The sequence below is a fragment of the Pedobacter jeongneungensis genome, from assembly GCF_039538295.1.
Taxonomy (GTDB): Bacteria; Bacteroidota; Bacteroidia; order Sphingobacteriales; family Sphingobacteriaceae; genus Pedobacter; species Pedobacter jeongneungensis.
In genome coordinates this window covers 332,856-349,523 of the sequence record NZ_BAABBY010000002.1, presented here as the reverse complement: position 1 = coordinate 349,523, position 16,668 = coordinate 332,856, and the positions used below count along the sequence as shown (strand labels likewise).

The window sequence follows — 16,668 nt, the reverse complement described above, 5'->3', positions numbered from 1 at the left end:
ACCAATTAACAAATTAACCAATAAGCAATTCGCAATACTATTGACCAATTAACCAATGACTAATAAATTATTCGTAGAAATAAACCCTCTTTACCCTTTGCGAGATATTAGTTAAAATTTCATAAGGAATGGTATTAATGTCTTTTGCAAGCTGCATAATGGTGTGTTGCTGATTGAAAACGATGGCTTCATCACCCGGTTTTACGTCGATACCGGTAACATCCAGCATGGTCATATCCATACAAATTGAGCCTATTACCGGCACTAAATGGCCATTAACGAGCATTTTGCCTACACCATTACCAAAATACCTCGTATAACCATCAGCGTAGCCAATTTTTACGGTGGCTATTTTTCCGCCATTGGGCATCACGCCTTTTCTGCTGTATCCCACGGTTTCGCCAGGTTCTAAAGTTTTTACCTGTGTTACGGTTGTTTTAAGTACCATTACCGTTTGCAGGCCACGATTATTAGCCAGGGCAGAATCAAAACCATATAAACCAATACCTAAACGCACCATATCAAATTGTGCTTCGGGCCAGCGCGAAATACCAGAAGTATTGGAAATATGCAGCAATGGTTTATAAGCTAAAACATTGACCAATTGATCTGCAATGCTCTTAAATTTGTCGATCTGTTGCCCGGTAAAGCCGTCATGCTCTGCGGCATCACTGGCCACTAAATGAGAAAAGATACTTTGCACTTTTACCCTTGCCGAATCTTTTAACAGGCCAGATAAGGCATCCATTTCCGGTTGATCAAAACCTAAACGGTGCATGCCACTATCGATCTTGATGTGGATCGGATAATCAAAGTCATAATCCGATAAGGCGTTTAAAAAGCTGTTCAGAATTTCTACACTGTAAATTTCGGGTTCGAGCCTGTGTTTAATAATGGCTTCGAAAGCAGATTCTTCGGGACTCATCACCATAATAGGCAGCGTAATTCCGGCTTTCCGCAAAGCGATGCCTTCATCTGCATAAGCTACCGCCAGGTAATCTACCTTGTGAAACTGGAGTAAATTGGCAATTTCAAAACTTCCGCTTCCGTAAGAAAAGGCCTTAACCATAGCCATAATTTTAACTCCTGGCTTCACCTTAGAGCGGTAAAACTGCAGGTTGCCCACCATGGCATTGAGGTCGATTTCTAAAACTGTATCGTGTATTTTCTGTGTAAGAAGTTTACTAATCCGTCCAAATTCGAAACGCCTTGCCCCTTTTACCAATATGGTTTCGTGGTTAAACTGCAAACCTGGAAAAGCTTCGATAAAAGCGTTGGTGTCATTAAAAAATTGTGTTTCGAACTTAAAGAGATCAGCATAACGCGAAATGTGCGTTCCGACACCAATTAACCTGTTTACCTTTTTCTGTGAAAGCAGTTCGGCAATTTCGGTGTACAAATCCATATCGTCCCTGCCTGTTTCAAATAATTCGGAAAGGATAACAGTCTTTTTAGGATGCTGGTTTTGCTGATTTAAAAAATCGAGTGCAATAGCTAAAGAAGAAATATCAGCACTGTACGAATCATCAATAATCGAACATTGGTTAATGCCATTTTTCAGTTCGAGGCGCATGCTTACATGGCTTAATTTTTCCAAACGCTGATCGGCCTGCTCCGGAGTATATCCTAAAGCCAGTAAAGTTGCCCAACAAATCATGCCGTTTTCAATTGAGGCTTTATCCTTAAATGGCAACATGCATTCTATTTCTGCGTTCTGGTAAATGGCTCTTAAATAACAATTTCCCTCAATAGGTTCAACAGTGGTAATCTGTAAATCGGCCACCTGTTTACTGCTCCAGCTGAACTTTTTCTTCCCCGGTAGATCTTTTGTATTTACCTCAGTTACATATTCTGGAGCATAAATAAATAATTCTGAAGCTGCAAAAAGTTTCAGTTTTTCCGTGAGTTTTTCTTTTTTAGAGCTGAATCCTTCTGCGTGGGCTTCGCCGATATTGGTTAAAATTCCGACTTGGGGACGGATAATTTCGGCCAGGCGATCCATTTCGTTTACCGAAGAAATTCCGGCTTCAAAAATGCCCAGCGTATCATCGGCCTCAATCTGCCAAACGGAAAGTGGCACCCCAATCTGCGAATTATAACTTTTTGGGCTTTTTACGATACTGAAATCAGCAGCCAGAAGCTGATAGAGCCATTCTTTCACGATCGTTTTTCCGTTACTTCCGGTAATGCCAATGGTTTTAAGGTTAAACTGATTACGGTGATAAATGGTGAGCAGTTGTAAGGCAGCCAAAGCATCATTTACCAATAAAAAATTACAATCGGGATATTGATTAACATATTTGGCTTCAGTAATCACAAAATTACGGATGTCTTTTGCATAAGCATCTTTTATAAATTCGTGCCCGTTACGGTGCGACGACAAGGCAAAAAATATAGAATTTTCCGGCACCAAAACCGAACGGCTATCAATTACAAGGTAGTGTATAATCACCTCTCCATCAACTAATTTCGTGTCGGCATTTAAAATTTCGGCTATTTTGGCCAGGGTATATATCGGATTTTGCATGCTATTATATTCAGAAAAATACTGTAATCGCTATTATTTTTACGAATTTCAGTAATTAATTATGAAAAGCGGTAAACAAGAGGCAGTATTATTGGATAAAAAACAAGCTTTGGCCAAAGCGGAAAGTTTTTGCGTTTATCAGGAACGCTCTCAAAAAGAAGTGCGTTATAAACTGGTAGAATGGGGCATGCGTGGTGATGAGCTGGAAGAAACTATTACCGACCTGATCATCAACAATTTTTTGAATGAAGAAAGGTTTGCCAAAAGCTATGCATCTGGTAAATTTAACATTAAACACTGGGGCAGGGTTAAAATTAAGCAGGGATTAAAATTAAAAGGCGTACCTGATAAAATTTTACAAAAGGCAATTTACAGCATCGATGATGATGATTATTTGCAGACGATAGAAAAGTTAGCCCTCAAAAAAGCAGAAAGTTTAGGTGAAAATGATCCTTTTAAAAGAAAAAACAAGCTGATGAGCTACCTTCAGGCAAAAGGTTTTGAAACTGATTTAATTTTACTTGTACTGAAAGCCAGCAATTTAAATTAAATATTAAATTTTTAACAAGAAATCTCTTGACAGAAATATAAATCTGCCTATATTTGCATCACCAAAACGAAACAACAACATCAGTTTTGTTAATGCGAAAGTAGCTCAGTTGGTAGAGCACGACCTTGCCAAGGTCGGGGTCGCGAGTTCGAATCTCGTCTTTCGCTCCAAAATGCCTTCCTACCAGAAGGCATTTATTTTAAACTTAACCAAGCCGGTGGAGATCGGCAGCGGCTAATGCTCGGGTGGTGGAACTGGTAGACACGCAGGACTTAAAATCCTGTGCTTTCAAAGGCGTGCGGGTTCGATTCCCGCCCCGAGTACATCAAGAAAAATCGAACAAAAACCTTTCAGAAATGAAAGGTTTTTTTGTTATAGGGTTATTTATACCTTTCACTATCATTGTATTGCCAAAGCACATTAATAATCTTCCAAGCCCCGTTCAATTTAACGACATGAATATAATCTATCCATTCATCTGCTATAAGCTTCACTGAAGCTGTTCTGTCAGGTACGTCAAGAAATTTAATTTCTTTTTTAGGAACAGCAGGAAATTTGTCCTTCTTTTTATTGTAGCTTTCCGCCAAGATCATCATTGATTCCGTGTATGTTTCTCTAACATAGTTTTTGCCAGTTTCCTTGTCTGCCAAAAAGTACGCTTAACCATCCTGCAGGCTAAAGCCTGCTCACCTACGGCAAACTGCTGGCGGAAGTCACCCCTTTTTTAAAGGAGAGATAGTCATCAGTCAAAAACGAGCAAAGGACTTTAAGCGGTGCCTGGAAAATTAAAGTAACCAATATTAATCAAGGCAGCATCGGGATGCAAACTATTATCATCTTACCCCCTGTCGACTTATATATCGATCAGGAATGGAAAAAATAAAACTCAAACGGCTTTATGTTACTGTTGAATTTGCAGGTCTTAACGCCGAATACGGTCTGAAAGCTGGACAAAGGTACCAGATGACCATTGCGTATCTGATAGATTTAGGAAGTACGCAGTCCATTTTAGAAAACGTTGAAGATTACTTATTCTTCATTAATTACAGCTTTGCCAGGGGTTTTGACCGGGACTGGAAAAGTTTATTATCATGCCGAGACTTAAATTTGATGACCTACTTGATCGGGTGAATTAATTTAGATAGCGTATTATGTAAGATACTACCCATTGTGTGTTGCTTAATACCAAATTTGCTGGCCATGCTCATACAAAAATATTCTCTCCAGCTTTTTATTATTCTTTGTCTCTTTAAGCATATAAAAAGCACCGCTTGGAATACTAGTAAAAGTCAATGTGGAGTCCTGATCACAGAACTTACTACCAATACCTTTCCATACATTATCTTTATCTAAAAACATCAGATTATATTCCCTGTTTTTTTTCACCCATGATTCCTGACCTACATTTGTTTTATTTAAGACGATATTTATTTTACGGTCAAAATTGGGATTTGAATAACTAATATGATTCATAGAATCAAGAATGAAAGGCTTGTCGATTAATTGATATTTATTTCCAATAGGAACAGCAATGTGATAGGCCATGTCTTTCGCCATTGCATTGAATTTTACATATTTCCCGTTTTGGAAAACCCGTCCGTAGAAAACCGGAACCCATTCCCCATAATTATATACACAAATATAAGCCAAAGGCACACCTAGCCTTTTTTCGAATTGATAAACCAAATTTGATGATGAGACATACTCTTGCGTAACATCTAATAAGTGGTCTGATTTCAGAAAATCCGGAATATAATAATTCTTATTAACGATGATTGGCTTTATGGAATCTGACCATAAATTAACCTTCCTGAAGCTCATCCTTAGAACTTTTGGAGGAGAAACGAAAGGATCGCCGGGCCTTAACCCGTATCGCTTAATAACACCGTTTTCCCTTATGGGGCCGTAAAAAACGTCCGCCGCATGACTGCCGCCGGTCTTACCCCATAGAGGGACAATATCAATGGTTGCTGGAATGCCTGCTGACCTTGCGATATATACAAAAAGATGAGACAGCTCGTAGCACTGTCCTTTCTTTACTGCCAACAGTTCGGATAGTGATGGAGATTGGGTTATTTTGGTAAAATCGTTCGTGTATTTTAACCATGACCAAGCTTCTTTTTTTAGGCTATAATACAAATGTTCACTGTTTCTATCTCCATTCCGCTCATGCTTTGCAATGCTATCCTTATATTTAAGGAACAGCCTTCCCCTCCAGTTTTCGGGATTTTCACACAATACTTTATAAGGAAGAAGGTAATTTAGAAAAATATCCTTTGAAACATTTTTATTCCAGGGATATGTCTTCCAATCTGATATTGCTTTGTTTATATTGTCCTCCAATATTTCTGAAGATAAGATGTCAGCATCGCTGATGCGGAAGGAAGAAAAATCTATTTTCTCCTTTTTCAAAATAGATTTCAGGGAACTGTCTGAAGTAACTGTATCCAGTATAAAATTCGCTTTTTCTTTATTTTCATTATAAAAATAGGGTTGTTCCGAAGTTATATCTTTGATATTGTCCTTCAAAAAAATTGCACATTGCAATTTCAAACTGTCTTTTTTTTCTTTGGAATATCTTTCAATCAATTCATCAAAATCGACCTTATCTTTATTACAAGATTGGGCCAGCATTATCACAGTTAATAATGCTATGTATTTAAATAAAATATTTATTCTTTCATTTTTCATGGTTTGGCTCTATAATGGTGTTGAACTAATTATTAAATTTTGCCATTATTTAATCTTTCCTGGGCCTTTTTTATATCATTTGATTTATCATTAAAACTTTTGGCCTTTATAGATTGCTTTCCAAAGCTCCACTTTAGCCCAAGCCTAAAAAACCTCGAGTCGTTATATTGACCGGAGTTATATAAAAGATACATAGCATTATCTTGCATGGCTCCGGTTTTCAAAATATCGGATATACTCGCGGACACTATTATACCTGGCTTTTTCCATTCTTTTACCAGTGCCATGTTTACATTTCCATAGTCAAAATGTTGGTAATAGCCGTCAAATATGGTGGAACTGTATAGGCCGCTCAACTCATAATTCCAATTATTCCCTAAAGAAACAGAGTTTATAAGGTTGAGATTTCCTGCAGGGGATAGTTTAGATTTCGGGACATCGGCATATGCCTTGACATCAATATAAAGTGCCTGACCATTAAACTGGATTTTCCAAAACTTAAGAGGATTAATGGAGTAATAGGCGCTCAGATAATAGGATCTTGCATTGAAATTGTCATATTTCTCATAATAATTTGATTCATCTTTAAGCATTATAGTACTAATAAGATTTTTACTAATCTGCATGCCAACCGATAAACTGATGTTGCGGTTGTTAGACCAGGTGATATCAATCGTATGGTCTAATTGGGGTTTGATGGAAGAGTTGCCGCGAAATTCAGCAGAACTATTTCCAGAGAAGCGTGTATAAGGGTTAAGCTGGTAGTAATCTGGTCTCATCAACTCCTTTTTGTAATATGCGACAAGGGAATTTTTTTCATTTGGAGACCACTGGAGGAGCAGGTCCGGAAAAAGAGTAAACAATTTGTAATCATTTTGAAGATTTAAGGTCAGGTTATTGGCCAGCACTTTGTTATCCTCAATCCTCAAGCCCAGCTGATAGAATATTTTTCCTATTTGCAACTCGTACGAAGTAAAAGCACCATAATTGACTTCTCTATATTTATTATTATCAAACGCAATCAGATTTCTTTCTTTAAAATTATTTCCTGATGAAAATGATTGGTTCTGATTTTCTAATTCTGTTTTACTATACCTGACACCAAATGCCCACTCACCTTTTCCTATGGGACGACGGTACTGAATTTCAGAAGTCAAGATGCTCAGTTGTTGGGGCAAAACGTCTTCATAACGTAGGCTTTCAAGGACGAAACCACCGGTTCTAAACGTTTCATTATATCTATTTGTAACACCAGCTCTTTTATTGGACAGGTAGGCCAGCTGTATTTTTACTGATTGTTTCGTACTGTCCCATTTTAATTGATAGATACCATTTAGCGAATAAGATTCTATATCATTATCGGTCTGATAAAATGCCTTAAAAATAGAATCCCTTAATATTATTCTTTCGTCGGTAGGCATTCCGTTATTTCCAAAAACATTCTGTACATTACTGCTGGGCGCTGCTTCAGCATAAATCGACAACTGGCTGTTATTATTAAAATCAAAACCCAGATTGGTATAAATCCTATTTGAATTTTGCTTGTAGTAGCTGGATTGGTTCACTGACCATGGCAATGATGAATTGCCATCTCTAATCGTTAGCGAATTAGTCTCTATTTTAGAATGGGTAAGAGAATAACCAAGTTGTGAGCTAAAGAATTTCTTTTTGACGTCAAAGGATACACTTTCATTTATACGGGGATGCCTGCCGTAGGCAAATCCGGAATTGAAGGTGCCTCTTACACCTTCGTATTTGATATGATCTGTAGTTATGTTGATAAGCGTTTTTATGTCAGATGAAAAAGAAGAGCCAGGATGGGCTATTACCTCTACCTTTTCTATATTCCCAGCAGGAATATTTTTTAAATAGGTCATTAACTCATCACCCGATAGCGTTAAACGCCTTCCATCCAGGTAAACGGTTGCTGACTGCCCCTTTACAGTTAAGCCACCAGACTCTGTTGTAATAACGGACGGCGCATATTTCAGGGATTCCCACAGGCTGCCGGATTTAGCAAGCGGGCTTTGCTGGATATTCAAAGTAAAACGTCCCCTTTGCATTTGAAGCAACGGTTTGCTACCGACAACATGTACCTCATTAAGTGTATTCGAAGATGGATGAATGTATAAGATCAGCGGCTTCGAATTTGGAACAACATTTAAGCTGGTATCGATTTTTTCATAGCCCACGTAGCTGATCTCAAATTTGTAAATTCCAGACTTAAGCCCCTGCATCTCGAGTCTTCCATTGTTGTCGGTCAAAAATACTTTAGAGGAATCTTCAAGACTGGCTTTAATCGTAACCATTGGAAGCCCAATATGCATTAGACTGTCTCTTACTTCTAATTTCAAAGAGATCATCTGGGCATGTAATCCAAAGCTTATCATGACGAAAAAAAATGGAAATAGAAATCGGCTTTTAATCATTATTTTTTGTAGACATAGTTAGATTCAATCAAAAATTTATTTGCGCTCCGCTTAATCAAATCAACTTCTTTTGAAGGGACTTTAACTTTATAGGAAATGATGTTTTTAGCCCATAGAATTGCCTTATCATTTTTTCCTGTAGCGATAAAATAGGCCATTACAAGTTTTTTGGGAACAAAACGGTTAGGTACCATATAGGCTGCAGTCAGGAAGCATTTTTCTGCATTCTTATGATCTGCCATTTTGAAGTAGTTCATACCTAATGTTGCGTAAAGCATATAATAGCCGGAATAAACAGTAGCTAGATTTAATAACTCGGTTGACTCTTTGATTTTGTTGTTCCTGGATAAATACGTCGCATAAGCCTGCAGATATCCCTCGTCGGTACTCAGCTCATGGAAGGTCTGGACATAGGTTTCTGTAATCGTGCTTTGGTCCATTGGCTGATGTTTGCTATAATTTAGCATCGTTTGCCAAAGCGTTAATGCGTTGTAAGTTTTATAAATTCTACCGAATAAAATCAGCAAAGCAAGCGCGGTACCTGAAATAACAAACTTCATTATCCTGGTGCCTGGCTTTAGGGAAAAGACACTTTTATCTATTGATGCGCTTACTGCTAAAAAAATAATAAGATTGGTAAAAGTAAAAAAGGACCTGAAGGGAAAAGAAAATATGCCCAGCAGAAGTATCGAAATAAGAGAGAGGAAACACCCTTTAACGAGGTCAGAATTATTTTTTATATTCTTCCCAATCTTGACTAATCGGGTAAAGATTAATATCAATAAAATCAGCGAGGCAAGACCGCCTTCGACAAGCAATTGTAAATATTCACTATATCCAACATTGATGTAGGAAGCAAAGGCTTCGTAAGAAGAATTAGGATGGCTTCTAAAATAGTCTGCCTGATAATTATTGTAATAATGATTAAAATTTCCAAAACCGACACCGTAAAGAAAGTTAGATTTTAGTATTGAAAGTTCATTCATCATTACAAACAGACGTCCGGTTGTGGACCCCTGCTTCATGCTCACCAGGAAAACTAACAACAAGGTAGCAATCAATGCTACTGAACCACAGAATATATACTTATTGACTTTTAGAATTACCTTGAATTTCGACAGATCAATTTTATCGGATTCCATCCACAATGTGATTGCTAATAAAGCAATGCAGGTAATCCAGGACATACGGGATTCTGTAAAACCAATGATGGCAACCAGGTTTAACAAAACAAACATTACCCGACAAATTAATTGGAATTTCGGTGATGTAGACCTTCCTGAAAGAATGGGGCTAAAAATAAAAAAGCCCAATGTACTGCAAAGAAAATTGCTGTAATCGGTAGGGCTATTAAAGCTGCCGGTCACACTGTAAAAAACGGAGTTGGTTTCAAGAAAATGGATAAATTGCAAAAAACCGATAACAATTTCAATTCCGGATAATAAAACTAATGTTACGCCAATTGCCCGAAGAATATATTCATGCGCATATACTGAAACAAGTATTTTCACAAAAGCATATAAAAATACTGCAACAAAAAGCGTGTAGTGATTTTGTATTTTAAAAAAACCATAGTTGGAGATTGTCCCTGTAAATATGACTGATGCGAATAGAAGCATCACGATATCAAGAACGGATAAGGTTAAAGTGATTGATTTGACAACAGCAACTTTATTTACACTTGCCTTGACTATCCAATATAGCAGCACGAAGAAAAATAAAAGTGGATAAAAATAATCATATGAAAATATGGGATTCATATTAAACTATTTTAGCTTTTCCAACTTCTTCTTTTGATAAATTTAAAAAAGCTGATATATTAAGAATTATCATTATGGCCGAGAAAAAATATAGATTCAAAAAAAGCAGGATTCCAATATGCATGGATACAACCATGGCCAGCCAGTATTTTGACGTTGATTTTCTGAATATAAAGAACGGATAGGCCAACTCAATAACGATAACTGACCAGCCGATTACCGTCGGCAAAACAGACCAGGTAGCTAAGAAAGAAAAATCATAGCTATGATTCCCTAGGATGGGCATTGTGAGCGCTTTCCAAATTGATTCGCCATTCCACCAATTTTCACCAAGTGCTTTCTCAAAGCCCGAAAAAAAGTAGATAAAACATAGATGTATTTGAAGTATTTTTCGATACTTAGAAATCGAGGTAGGTTTAAGTTTAAAAATTAGGCTATCAATAGAAAACCTCCGGTTCAACGGAAAAACCATACAATAAAATAATGCAATGGTAGTAAAATTGTCCACCCCATAGGTATAAAGGGAAGCGCCCTTTGCTAGAGTAATCTGCAAAATCAAAAGGAACAATGCGCTTAATCGCGTTAGAAAACCTAAAGCCAGGGACAACGAGAAAAACAGGTAGAGTATTTTAAATAAGATAATACTTCCTGCTTCGTTAAGCCCGAATGCAGAGAAAGCTAATTTTGAAAATTCGCTAAAACCAAGGATGCCATACCCCTTGAATAACTCTCCAACCTCAGATGGAACAAAGCCATTTTTACCGTATAAAACCTGGAAATCGGAAATTATGGAGAGAAAATGAAGCATGCAAAATAATCCGACAAGAACTCTAAAGAAAGGCGCAAAATAATAATCAGTATTTCTTTCCCTTTCTATATCTGCTTTTATCTTAGACAACAGATCTAATCCACTCCCGCTGCTTTTAAGATGCCTCATAACTTTTTAATAAAATTAGTTTTGCGTTGTTTTTGATTCGGAAAGAATCTATAGTTGGTTGATCGTAAAGGAAAAGAATGCTCTTCACCTTATAAGTTCCTTTATTTTTGTTTACAAGTCCCTTGCTCATCGCTTTAATTACGACATTTAGATATTTAAGCCCGATCTCGTCTTTTTTTTTGGGTTTATGGTTGTCAAGATCTCTTAATATTTCCTGGAAGTTGCCTAGTAGAGCTGAATATCTGTTAACACTCTCTACTCTTTTAAATGGTGGCAAAATAAATTTGGATACCAGCTTATTTTTTTCATTAAAACAGCTGAACTCTATAATGTACGAGCTCGCAACATTTGGGGCAAAATAGCCGTAGGGATTTATCGTTCCGCTATATGTTCCGTAGAAATTAATGGCTGTTGTTGAGAGCACAGATCCGATGATGTTTTCAACCTTTGTTTTATCGTCTCTATTCTTAGTGATTAGAGTTGTATTTATCGTATGAACTAGACTCTTAAAACACACCATAAAAATGACGAAGAAGTGGAAAGCGGTAAAAATGAGGAATAAGTTGTTTCTTTTTACGCCTTTAATAAATCCAGGAACTGACATTTTAAAACGGGAATAATTATTCATATTTTTTGAGGACATCTAGAATTTTAGCGTAACGCTTGGTTTTTTCTAGCGTATCAATTGAAGAATTCGGACCTATAATAGTTTTTAAGAAACTCTTTGCGCCGAACTTCTTTGTTGCCGTTGTCCTGCCAATAGACAAATTGCATAGTTTTTCGTAATCTTCCTTGCTTAAAGGGATGGTTGCGGTAATCTTGAAATTAATCAAATTGAAAGACTTCCCTATTTCGTTCCTATGATGCAACATCTTGTTTGTTCGAAGCATTAAAGGCATTTCTGCTTCAATAAATGGTTTAGAATAAATGGGAGCTAATCCAAATAGAAATAGGAACATTACAACTGTAAGTAAAATATTTCGCATAATATTTTTGATGGGTTATCATATAAAAAATGGCCTATTACTCTGCGGGAGAGTTCTAGGCCATGAAAAGTCATTTTTCTAATTAATACTTGGAAAGCACTTGTTCAACTTCCAATGAAGGCTGGGATGTATCACTTCTGGTAACCGTTGATTCAACGTTTACTTTGTGCGTTTCCGTATCAATCGTTTGCTTTTTAGTAACGAAACTCCCATCAATATTTTTAATGTTCTTAGAGTAGGAAGAATAACTTTCAACTTTCAGATTCATATCTGTAGGAATAGAATTTACTGCAGACTTGAATGATGAAAATGCGATCACACCCAGGATTCCGCATGGTACAATGAATTTTAAGATATTTTTTTTCATTTTAAAAAATTTAGTTATATAAAAATAAAGTGTAAAAAAAACCTAAGTGGTAACAATTAATAATTTTTTATTTCTTTCAGAAGAAAAAATTCTATTGCTTCTGAAGATTACCTAGCCTTGTCGAGCTTTTATGAAAGTCAATTAATATTTATATAAAACATTGCTTAAACTTTCTTGGTCCATAGCCATACTTCTACTGTCATCTTCGGAATTAACGATTCTGATTGTCTGGGGTGCGGGCATCATAGATAAAGCTCTCTCAGCAATATTTCCCTTGTTTTTGTATTTCAAATAACTTTCGACCTCAATGTTCATACTTGCCATCCTAACACTATTGGACGACTTGAAAGATGATAATGCAAGTATGCCTAGAATACCGCATAGGATAATGAATTTTAATACATTGGTTTTCATAATCTTTCGAAAAGTTTATTTTTTGGTTTAATTATTAATTCTTTGGTCCAGCCATTTTCTGGTTTAAATAGGTAATCAATATTTTTTTAATATTGCTTCAGCCGAATTTGTGGGCTTTAAATCTTCATTGGAGATAAGGGAGTCAGTATTTACTTTCTTTGATTCGGTGTTTATCAATTTGTGGGTATAAAAGAAGGCATCAGACTCCTCCTCTGACACGCCATACATTCCAGGATAATAGTCCAACCGATTCAGCATCATTAATTTATGGCAAAGAACATTGTCTTCCGGAGATAGATTTTTAAAAGATTGGAGCGAAAGAACTATTAGTACAAGAAGTGATGTCGTAAGAATTAATCCTAATTGTTTTTTTCTATTCATAGCAACTTTTTTATTTGCTAAAATAGCGTTGGAAAAAGTCGTAAGTGGTAACTTTTAATAATGTTTCTAAAGCCCTATTCACCGCATAGTAGCATGCCATAATGTGAGATAAGTAAAAATATATCCTTCATATTGGGAGCACAATGCTTCATACTAATATCCCAACCAGAACGAGTAGTTGTTATTGAAACATTAAAGAAACAATGGAGCTTATCGCGTTGGTAATCCTTTCTCTCCCCGTGGGTGTTTGAATATCTATCCCACAAAACTCACCATTGTTCCTGGCATGTAACACTAAAAAGTAGGTTGCAGACATGAGAATCGCTGAAATAGCCCGTACGTCTATCTTATCTTTGTTAAACAAATCTTCTAAATTTTTGAAGATCGGCTCATTGTATTTTTCTCTTCTATCTGAAAGATCCCTCATAAATTTGCTCCTCTCAGTTATACTATGCAGTATGATTGATTGAAAACTATAGTTATCAAAAAAATCATTAAAACCTTGCTTTAAAATAAAATTCATTTTTTCTTTTAATTCGGTTCTTTGGCTTGATATAATAAACTCTTCTCCCTGCATATGATTTGTCCAATAGTCTATCTTTGAAACATATGTTCTTACTAGTGCCTCAAGAGATCCAAAATACCTATAAATAAGAGGCTTTGGAACAATAGCAACTTTACTTACCCTATTAACTCCGAGTGCCCCAAAGCCATAATTTGCAATAATCTCATGAACAGCCTCTAAGATTCTTTTCTCTGTTTGAATTCTTTTTTCAGATATCATTGGAACATTTAATTTAGATTGAGGATTTTTTTTGTTATTGCTTAAACCATAACTGTATTAATTTATCTATTTTTACAGCGACGTACCTTTTGTAAGTTGGAATTAAACTAAATGAGTAGTATAATATTTGATTCTCATTTTTTTGGACTCCGATGTAAATTTCGTTATGCAAAATCCACGCTCAAAGAGACACTCCATGGAACGCCTTTTTGTTTCTTTGAAAAGCCATTTTAAATCGTTGGAGGATTTATAACTGCAATTTAAAGTAGCCTTTTTGTAATTAGTGCTGGTATTGAAATTGATAATGACTTTATATGAGTGACGAAGCCTAAGCATTGAATCATTTGTTAGATCGAGCCCAACATTTGTCATTTTATGTATGATATCAAAAAGATCACCAGACAGGCCCCAAGTGTCTGATGCTTTTTTTTGCTTGATAGGCTTCAATAGACCTAACCAAATTATTGTACGTTAAATGACAAGATAAAAAATCTTCATGATGTTCAAGGCAAATGAAATATTTTGTATTGGCTAGAGTTGTATATTTATTAAGGAGTATATACAGAGGCAGTGTTTCTGAAACTCGTAACCATTGGAGCCTTGAACGCCAGAATTTGTATATTGATTGAGTTGAGGCATAATTTAACTCAATTATAGTTATTTTTTTCCATACCATGCAGTAATTAAACTCAAAAAAACCTGTTGCTAATTTCAAATACCGGATGGTTAATATTTTCACCAAATTAATAAACATATTTTACCAGTTTAAATTAAATTTATCGTCCTGATTTTTAAGTATTAATACATCAACCCTAAATTTTATTTTATTTTTTTTTGCATTGAAAAGTTTAATTTCTATATTTGCAACCCCAAAGGAACACAGCTGATGTGTAAATTTGCGAAAGTAGCTCAGTTGGTAGAGCACGACCTTGCCAAGGTCGGGGTCGCGAGTTCGAATCTCGTCTTTCGCTCTAAAATGCCTTCCTACCAGAAGGCATTTTATTTTAAATTAACCAGACCGATGGAGATCGGCAGCGGCTAATGCTCGGGTGGTGGAACTGGTAGACACGCAGGACTTAAAATCCTGTGCTTTCAAAGGCGTGCGGGTTCGATTCCCGCCCCGAGTACATCAAAAATCGAACGAAAACCTTTCAGAAATGAAAGGTTTTTTTGTTTATAGACTATAATAAATAGTAGTATCTGCCAAATAACAGTTGTCTGTTCTGCTTCCTCAGGCAGTTAACAGATATATTCAACCATTATTACCTGAACGTTTAGCGTAAAGAAATTGCTTCTAAAACCTTTCGCCGGTTAAGAGATCTGTTAGTTCGGGTGAAATGGCCCTGCCAATTCCGTTAAACAGAATTTTAATCCCCATTACCTCGCCTATACTCTTATTATATTTTACGGTGAGTACCCTTTTATTATTTAGCAGAACAAAGGCCATTTTGTTTTGTACATTGATAATTACCTCGCCACCATTTTCAGGATCGAAGGCTAATGCACTTAGATCTTTATTGGTACCCAATTCCTTTACATCGGAAAATTTATAATCACAAAAAGCTGCACAGCTTTTTCTAAACAGGTTTATAACGTGTTTATCTTTCGAACCGAGGATGAGGATCGCTGTTCCTACACATTGTGTACCCGGTCTGTCTTTTTCAGAGAAAACCTTGCAGTGGAACGAAAAATTGTCGCCATTAATATGTGAAGGTTTAATATTACTAAAACCAACCATGAAAGGTTTTTCGGTATCGAGGCCTGCCGAATCGAGTTGCCGGGGAGAAACGTAGATGTTTTTTGGATCGAGCTTTTTCAGCCCAATAACCGGAAAAGCGCGTGAAGTATCATTTCCCGAGTTGGCTACCCAACCTTTTGTTTGCATAAATACGCTTGCAGTATCAATGGCCTTGCCATTATGAAAAAGAGTAGCATAAACCACTCCCGGGTTTTTAAAAAACTTTGTTACTTGTTTATTGCCGCTGATTTCTGATTTGGTTGCTTCTTCGGCCAGATCGAGCTGAAATTTTTCATCATGATCAAAATCCTTGTCAGCTTGCAGCCTGAAAATTGCAGAATGCGGTACCGTACCAAAAGGATTGATGCAGATAAGCTTTACCTGTACCGGCGTGTTGTGCCTAAACCTGATTAAGGTGATGAAAACCAAAAGAAACAGCGCTACAGAAGCAGCCAGTACAATAAAAAGCTTTCGCCTACCCTTAACTGGCTTTTCGGTCAAAACAATTTGGGATTCCTGAGCTGTTGCTTCCCGGGCATTTTTAGTTTCCCTGTAAAAACGTTCGAGTTCCTGCCAGTCGCGATACCCGATAAATTGAGCAAGTACATCTCTGGTTGCTTTCTGCGGATAATAACGGTTGGAAGTTTTTAAGGTACCCAACAGGCGGCGGAGTGTGTTTTCGCTTAAATAAACTTTCGTGTCTTTTCCAATCCGGGTACTCAGGGTTGTATAATTTCCAGATCGCCATTCAGCCAAAGGCAGCCCGCCCATTTTTTTTAAGATTTCGGCTACGCAATAATCTAACAATTCAAAAAATGTATGGGTTTCCTTATTTCCAGAGTCCGACATTACAAAAAATAATCAACTATAAATCAAACGGTTAAACATACAAAACAATTCAAAAACTTTGTAGCAACAATCATTAACCACCAAATTATATTTCAAATAGTTTTACTAAACCTTAAGGGCACATTACAAACATAACATATTCCAATTAAATACAGGATGACAACCTGCATTCAATTACAAGCGCAAAAAAAACTATTAATTATTTAAATAATCAATCCCTTAAATAGTTTAAAAACCAAATAACATAACCAACAA

14 protein-coding genes and 4 tRNA genes are annotated in these 16,668 nt (G+C 36.4%); 6 read left to right on the top strand and 12 right to left on the bottom strand.

From position 1 onward, the window contains the following. Nucleotides 1–67: 67 nt before the first annotated feature. Complete coding sequence (locus ABD769_RS05225) at nucleotides 68–2,527, bottom strand: bifunctional UDP-N-acetylmuramoyl-tripeptide:D-alanyl-D-alanine ligase/alanine racemase (protein ID WP_344849981.1); 2,460 nt, start codon at nucleotides 2,525–2,527, stop codon at nucleotides 68–70. Between the two features lie 61 nt (nucleotides 2,528–2,588). Here ABD769_RS05225 and ABD769_RS05220 point away from each other — a divergent pair, with 61 nt between their 5' ends. The 3 genes from ABD769_RS05220 to ABD769_RS05210 all read left to right on the top strand — a co-directional run bounded on the left by ABD769_RS05220 (nucleotide 2,589) and on the right by ABD769_RS05210 (nucleotide 3,400). Further along, nucleotides 2,589–3,077 (top strand): regulatory protein RecX, encoded by a 489-nt coding sequence (locus tag ABD769_RS05220; protein WP_344849980.1) that lies wholly within the window; start codon nucleotides 2,589–2,591, stop codon nucleotides 3,075–3,077. Between the two features lie 94 nt (nucleotides 3,078–3,171). After that, nucleotides 3,172–3,247 (top strand) — tRNA-Gly (locus ABD769_RS05215). 69 nt (nucleotides 3,248–3,316) lie between these two features. Then, a tRNA-Leu gene (locus ABD769_RS05210) sits at nucleotides 3,317–3,400 on the top strand. 57 nt (nucleotides 3,401–3,457) lie between these two features. Here ABD769_RS05210 and ABD769_RS05205 read toward each other — a convergent pair. Then, entirely contained in the window at nucleotides 3,458–3,727 is a 270-nt protein-coding gene (locus ABD769_RS05205; RefSeq protein WP_344849979.1) for a nuclear transport factor 2 family protein, read from the bottom strand. A gap of 220 nt (nucleotides 3,728–3,947) precedes the next feature. Between ABD769_RS05205 and ABD769_RS05200 the strand changes: the two genes are divergently transcribed. Beyond that, nucleotides 3,948–4,208, top strand: coding sequence for a hypothetical protein (locus tag ABD769_RS05200; RefSeq protein ID WP_344849977.1), 261 nt, complete (start codon nucleotides 3,948–3,950; stop codon nucleotides 4,206–4,208). A gap of 48 nt (nucleotides 4,209–4,256) precedes the next feature. On the opposite strand, the gene ABD769_RS05195 is transcribed toward ABD769_RS05200, so the two are convergent. From ABD769_RS05195 to ABD769_RS05155, 9 genes are all read right to left on the bottom strand, one after another. Beyond that, nucleotides 4,257–5,768, bottom strand: a complete 1,512-nt coding sequence (locus ABD769_RS05195) for a transglutaminase domain-containing protein (RefSeq protein ID WP_344849975.1) — start codon at nucleotides 5,766–5,768, stop codon at nucleotides 4,257–4,259. 32 nt (nucleotides 5,769–5,800) lie between these two features. Beyond that, nucleotides 5,801–8,197, bottom strand: a complete 2,397-nt coding sequence (locus ABD769_RS05190; RefSeq protein ID WP_344849973.1) for a TonB-dependent receptor — start codon at nucleotides 8,195–8,197, stop codon at nucleotides 5,801–5,803. Continuing rightward, a complete protein-coding gene (locus ABD769_RS05185) occupies nucleotides 8,197–9,957 on the bottom strand; it encodes an O-antigen ligase family protein (RefSeq protein ID WP_344849971.1) in 1,761 nt (586 codons plus the stop codon). The genes ABD769_RS05190 and ABD769_RS05185 overlap by 1 nt, the downstream gene beginning before the upstream one ends. Before the next feature lies 1 nt (nucleotide 9,958). Next, entirely contained in the window at nucleotides 9,959–10,894 is a 936-nt protein-coding gene (locus tag ABD769_RS05180) for a hypothetical protein (RefSeq protein WP_344849970.1), read from the bottom strand. Next, nucleotides 10,881–11,522: a hypothetical protein gene (locus tag ABD769_RS05175; RefSeq protein ID WP_344849968.1), complete on the bottom strand. Its 642-nt coding sequence runs from the start codon at nucleotides 11,520–11,522 to the stop codon at nucleotides 10,881–10,883. The genes ABD769_RS05180 and ABD769_RS05175 overlap by 14 nt, the downstream gene beginning before the upstream one ends. Continuing rightward, nucleotides 11,515–11,880 (bottom strand): hypothetical protein, encoded by a 366-nt coding sequence (locus tag ABD769_RS05170; protein WP_344849966.1) that lies wholly within the window; start codon nucleotides 11,878–11,880, stop codon nucleotides 11,515–11,517. The genes ABD769_RS05175 and ABD769_RS05170 overlap by 8 nt, the downstream gene beginning before the upstream one ends. Nucleotides 11,881–11,962: 82 nt before the next feature. Then, a complete protein-coding gene (locus ABD769_RS05165; RefSeq protein WP_344849964.1) occupies nucleotides 11,963–12,247 on the bottom strand; it encodes a hypothetical protein in 285 nt (94 codons plus the stop codon). 489 nt (nucleotides 12,248–12,736) lie between these two features. Then, nucleotides 12,737–13,042 carry a hypothetical protein gene (locus ABD769_RS05160; RefSeq protein ID WP_344849962.1) on the bottom strand — a complete coding sequence of 102 codons (306 nt, stop codon included), beginning with the start codon at nucleotides 13,040–13,042 and terminating at the stop codon, nucleotides 12,737–12,739. Between the two features lie 181 nt (nucleotides 13,043–13,223). Next, on the bottom strand, nucleotides 13,224–13,826 hold the full coding sequence (locus ABD769_RS05155) for a TetR/AcrR family transcriptional regulator (protein ID WP_344849960.1): 603 nt from the start codon (nucleotides 13,824–13,826) through the stop codon (nucleotides 13,224–13,226). Between the two features lie 898 nt (nucleotides 13,827–14,724). Here ABD769_RS05155 and ABD769_RS05150 point away from each other — a divergent pair. Together ABD769_RS05150 and ABD769_RS05145 are read left to right on the top strand one after the other, a co-directional pair. Next, nucleotides 14,725–14,797 (top strand) — tRNA-Gly (locus ABD769_RS05150). 72 nt (nucleotides 14,798–14,869) lie between these two features. Beyond that, a tRNA-Leu gene (locus ABD769_RS05145) sits at nucleotides 14,870–14,953 on the top strand. A gap of 167 nt (nucleotides 14,954–15,120) precedes the next feature. Here the strand turns inward: ABD769_RS05145 and ABD769_RS05140 are convergent. Further along, nucleotides 15,121–16,413, bottom strand: a complete 1,293-nt coding sequence (locus tag ABD769_RS05140) for a hypothetical protein (RefSeq protein WP_344849958.1) — start codon at nucleotides 16,411–16,413, stop codon at nucleotides 15,121–15,123. Between the last annotated feature and the right edge of the window lie 255 nt (nucleotides 16,414–16,668).

Bases quoted from the DNA above. Each gene is read 5' to 3' on its own strand.
- ABD769_RS05225 (WP_344849981.1), bottom strand. From the start codon at position 2,527: ATGCAAAATCCGATATATACCCTGGCCAAAATAGCCGAAATTTTAAAT.
- ABD769_RS05220 (WP_344849980.1), top strand. From the start codon at position 2,589: ATGAAAAGCGGTAAACAAGAGGCAGTATTATTGGATAAAAAACAAGCT.
- ABD769_RS05200 (WP_344849977.1), top strand. From the start codon at position 3,948: ATGGAAAAAATAAAACTCAAACGGCTTTATGTTACTGTTGAATTTGCA.
- ABD769_RS05195 (WP_344849975.1), bottom strand. From the start codon at position 5,768: ATGAAAAATGAAAGAATAAATATTTTATTTAAATACATAGCATTATTA.
- ABD769_RS05190 (WP_344849973.1), bottom strand. From the start codon at position 8,197: ATGATTAAAAGCCGATTTCTATTTCCATTTTTTTTCGTCATGATAAGC.
- ABD769_RS05185 (WP_344849971.1), bottom strand. From the start codon at position 9,957: ATGAATCCCATATTTTCATATGATTATTTTTATCCACTTTTATTTTTC.
- ABD769_RS05180 (WP_344849970.1), bottom strand. From the start codon at position 10,894: ATGAGGCATCTTAAAAGCAGCGGGAGTGGATTAGATCTGTTGTCTAAG.
- ABD769_RS05175 (WP_344849968.1), bottom strand. From the start codon at position 11,522: ATGAATAATTATTCCCGTTTTAAAATGTCAGTTCCTGGATTTATTAAA.
- ABD769_RS05170 (WP_344849966.1), bottom strand. From the start codon at position 11,880: ATGCGAAATATTTTACTTACAGTTGTAATGTTCCTATTTCTATTTGGA.
- ABD769_RS05165 (WP_344849964.1), bottom strand. From the start codon at position 12,247: ATGAAAAAAAATATCTTAAAATTCATTGTACCATGCGGAATCCTGGGT.
- ABD769_RS05160 (WP_344849962.1), bottom strand. From the start codon at position 13,042: ATGAATAGAAAAAAACAATTAGGATTAATTCTTACGACATCACTTCTT.
- ABD769_RS05155 (WP_344849960.1), bottom strand. From the start codon at position 13,826: ATGATATCTGAAAAAAGAATTCAAACAGAGAAAAGAATCTTAGAGGCT.
- ABD769_RS05140 (WP_344849958.1), bottom strand. From the start codon at position 16,413: ATGTCGGACTCTGGAAATAAGGAAACCCATACATTTTTTGAATTGTTA.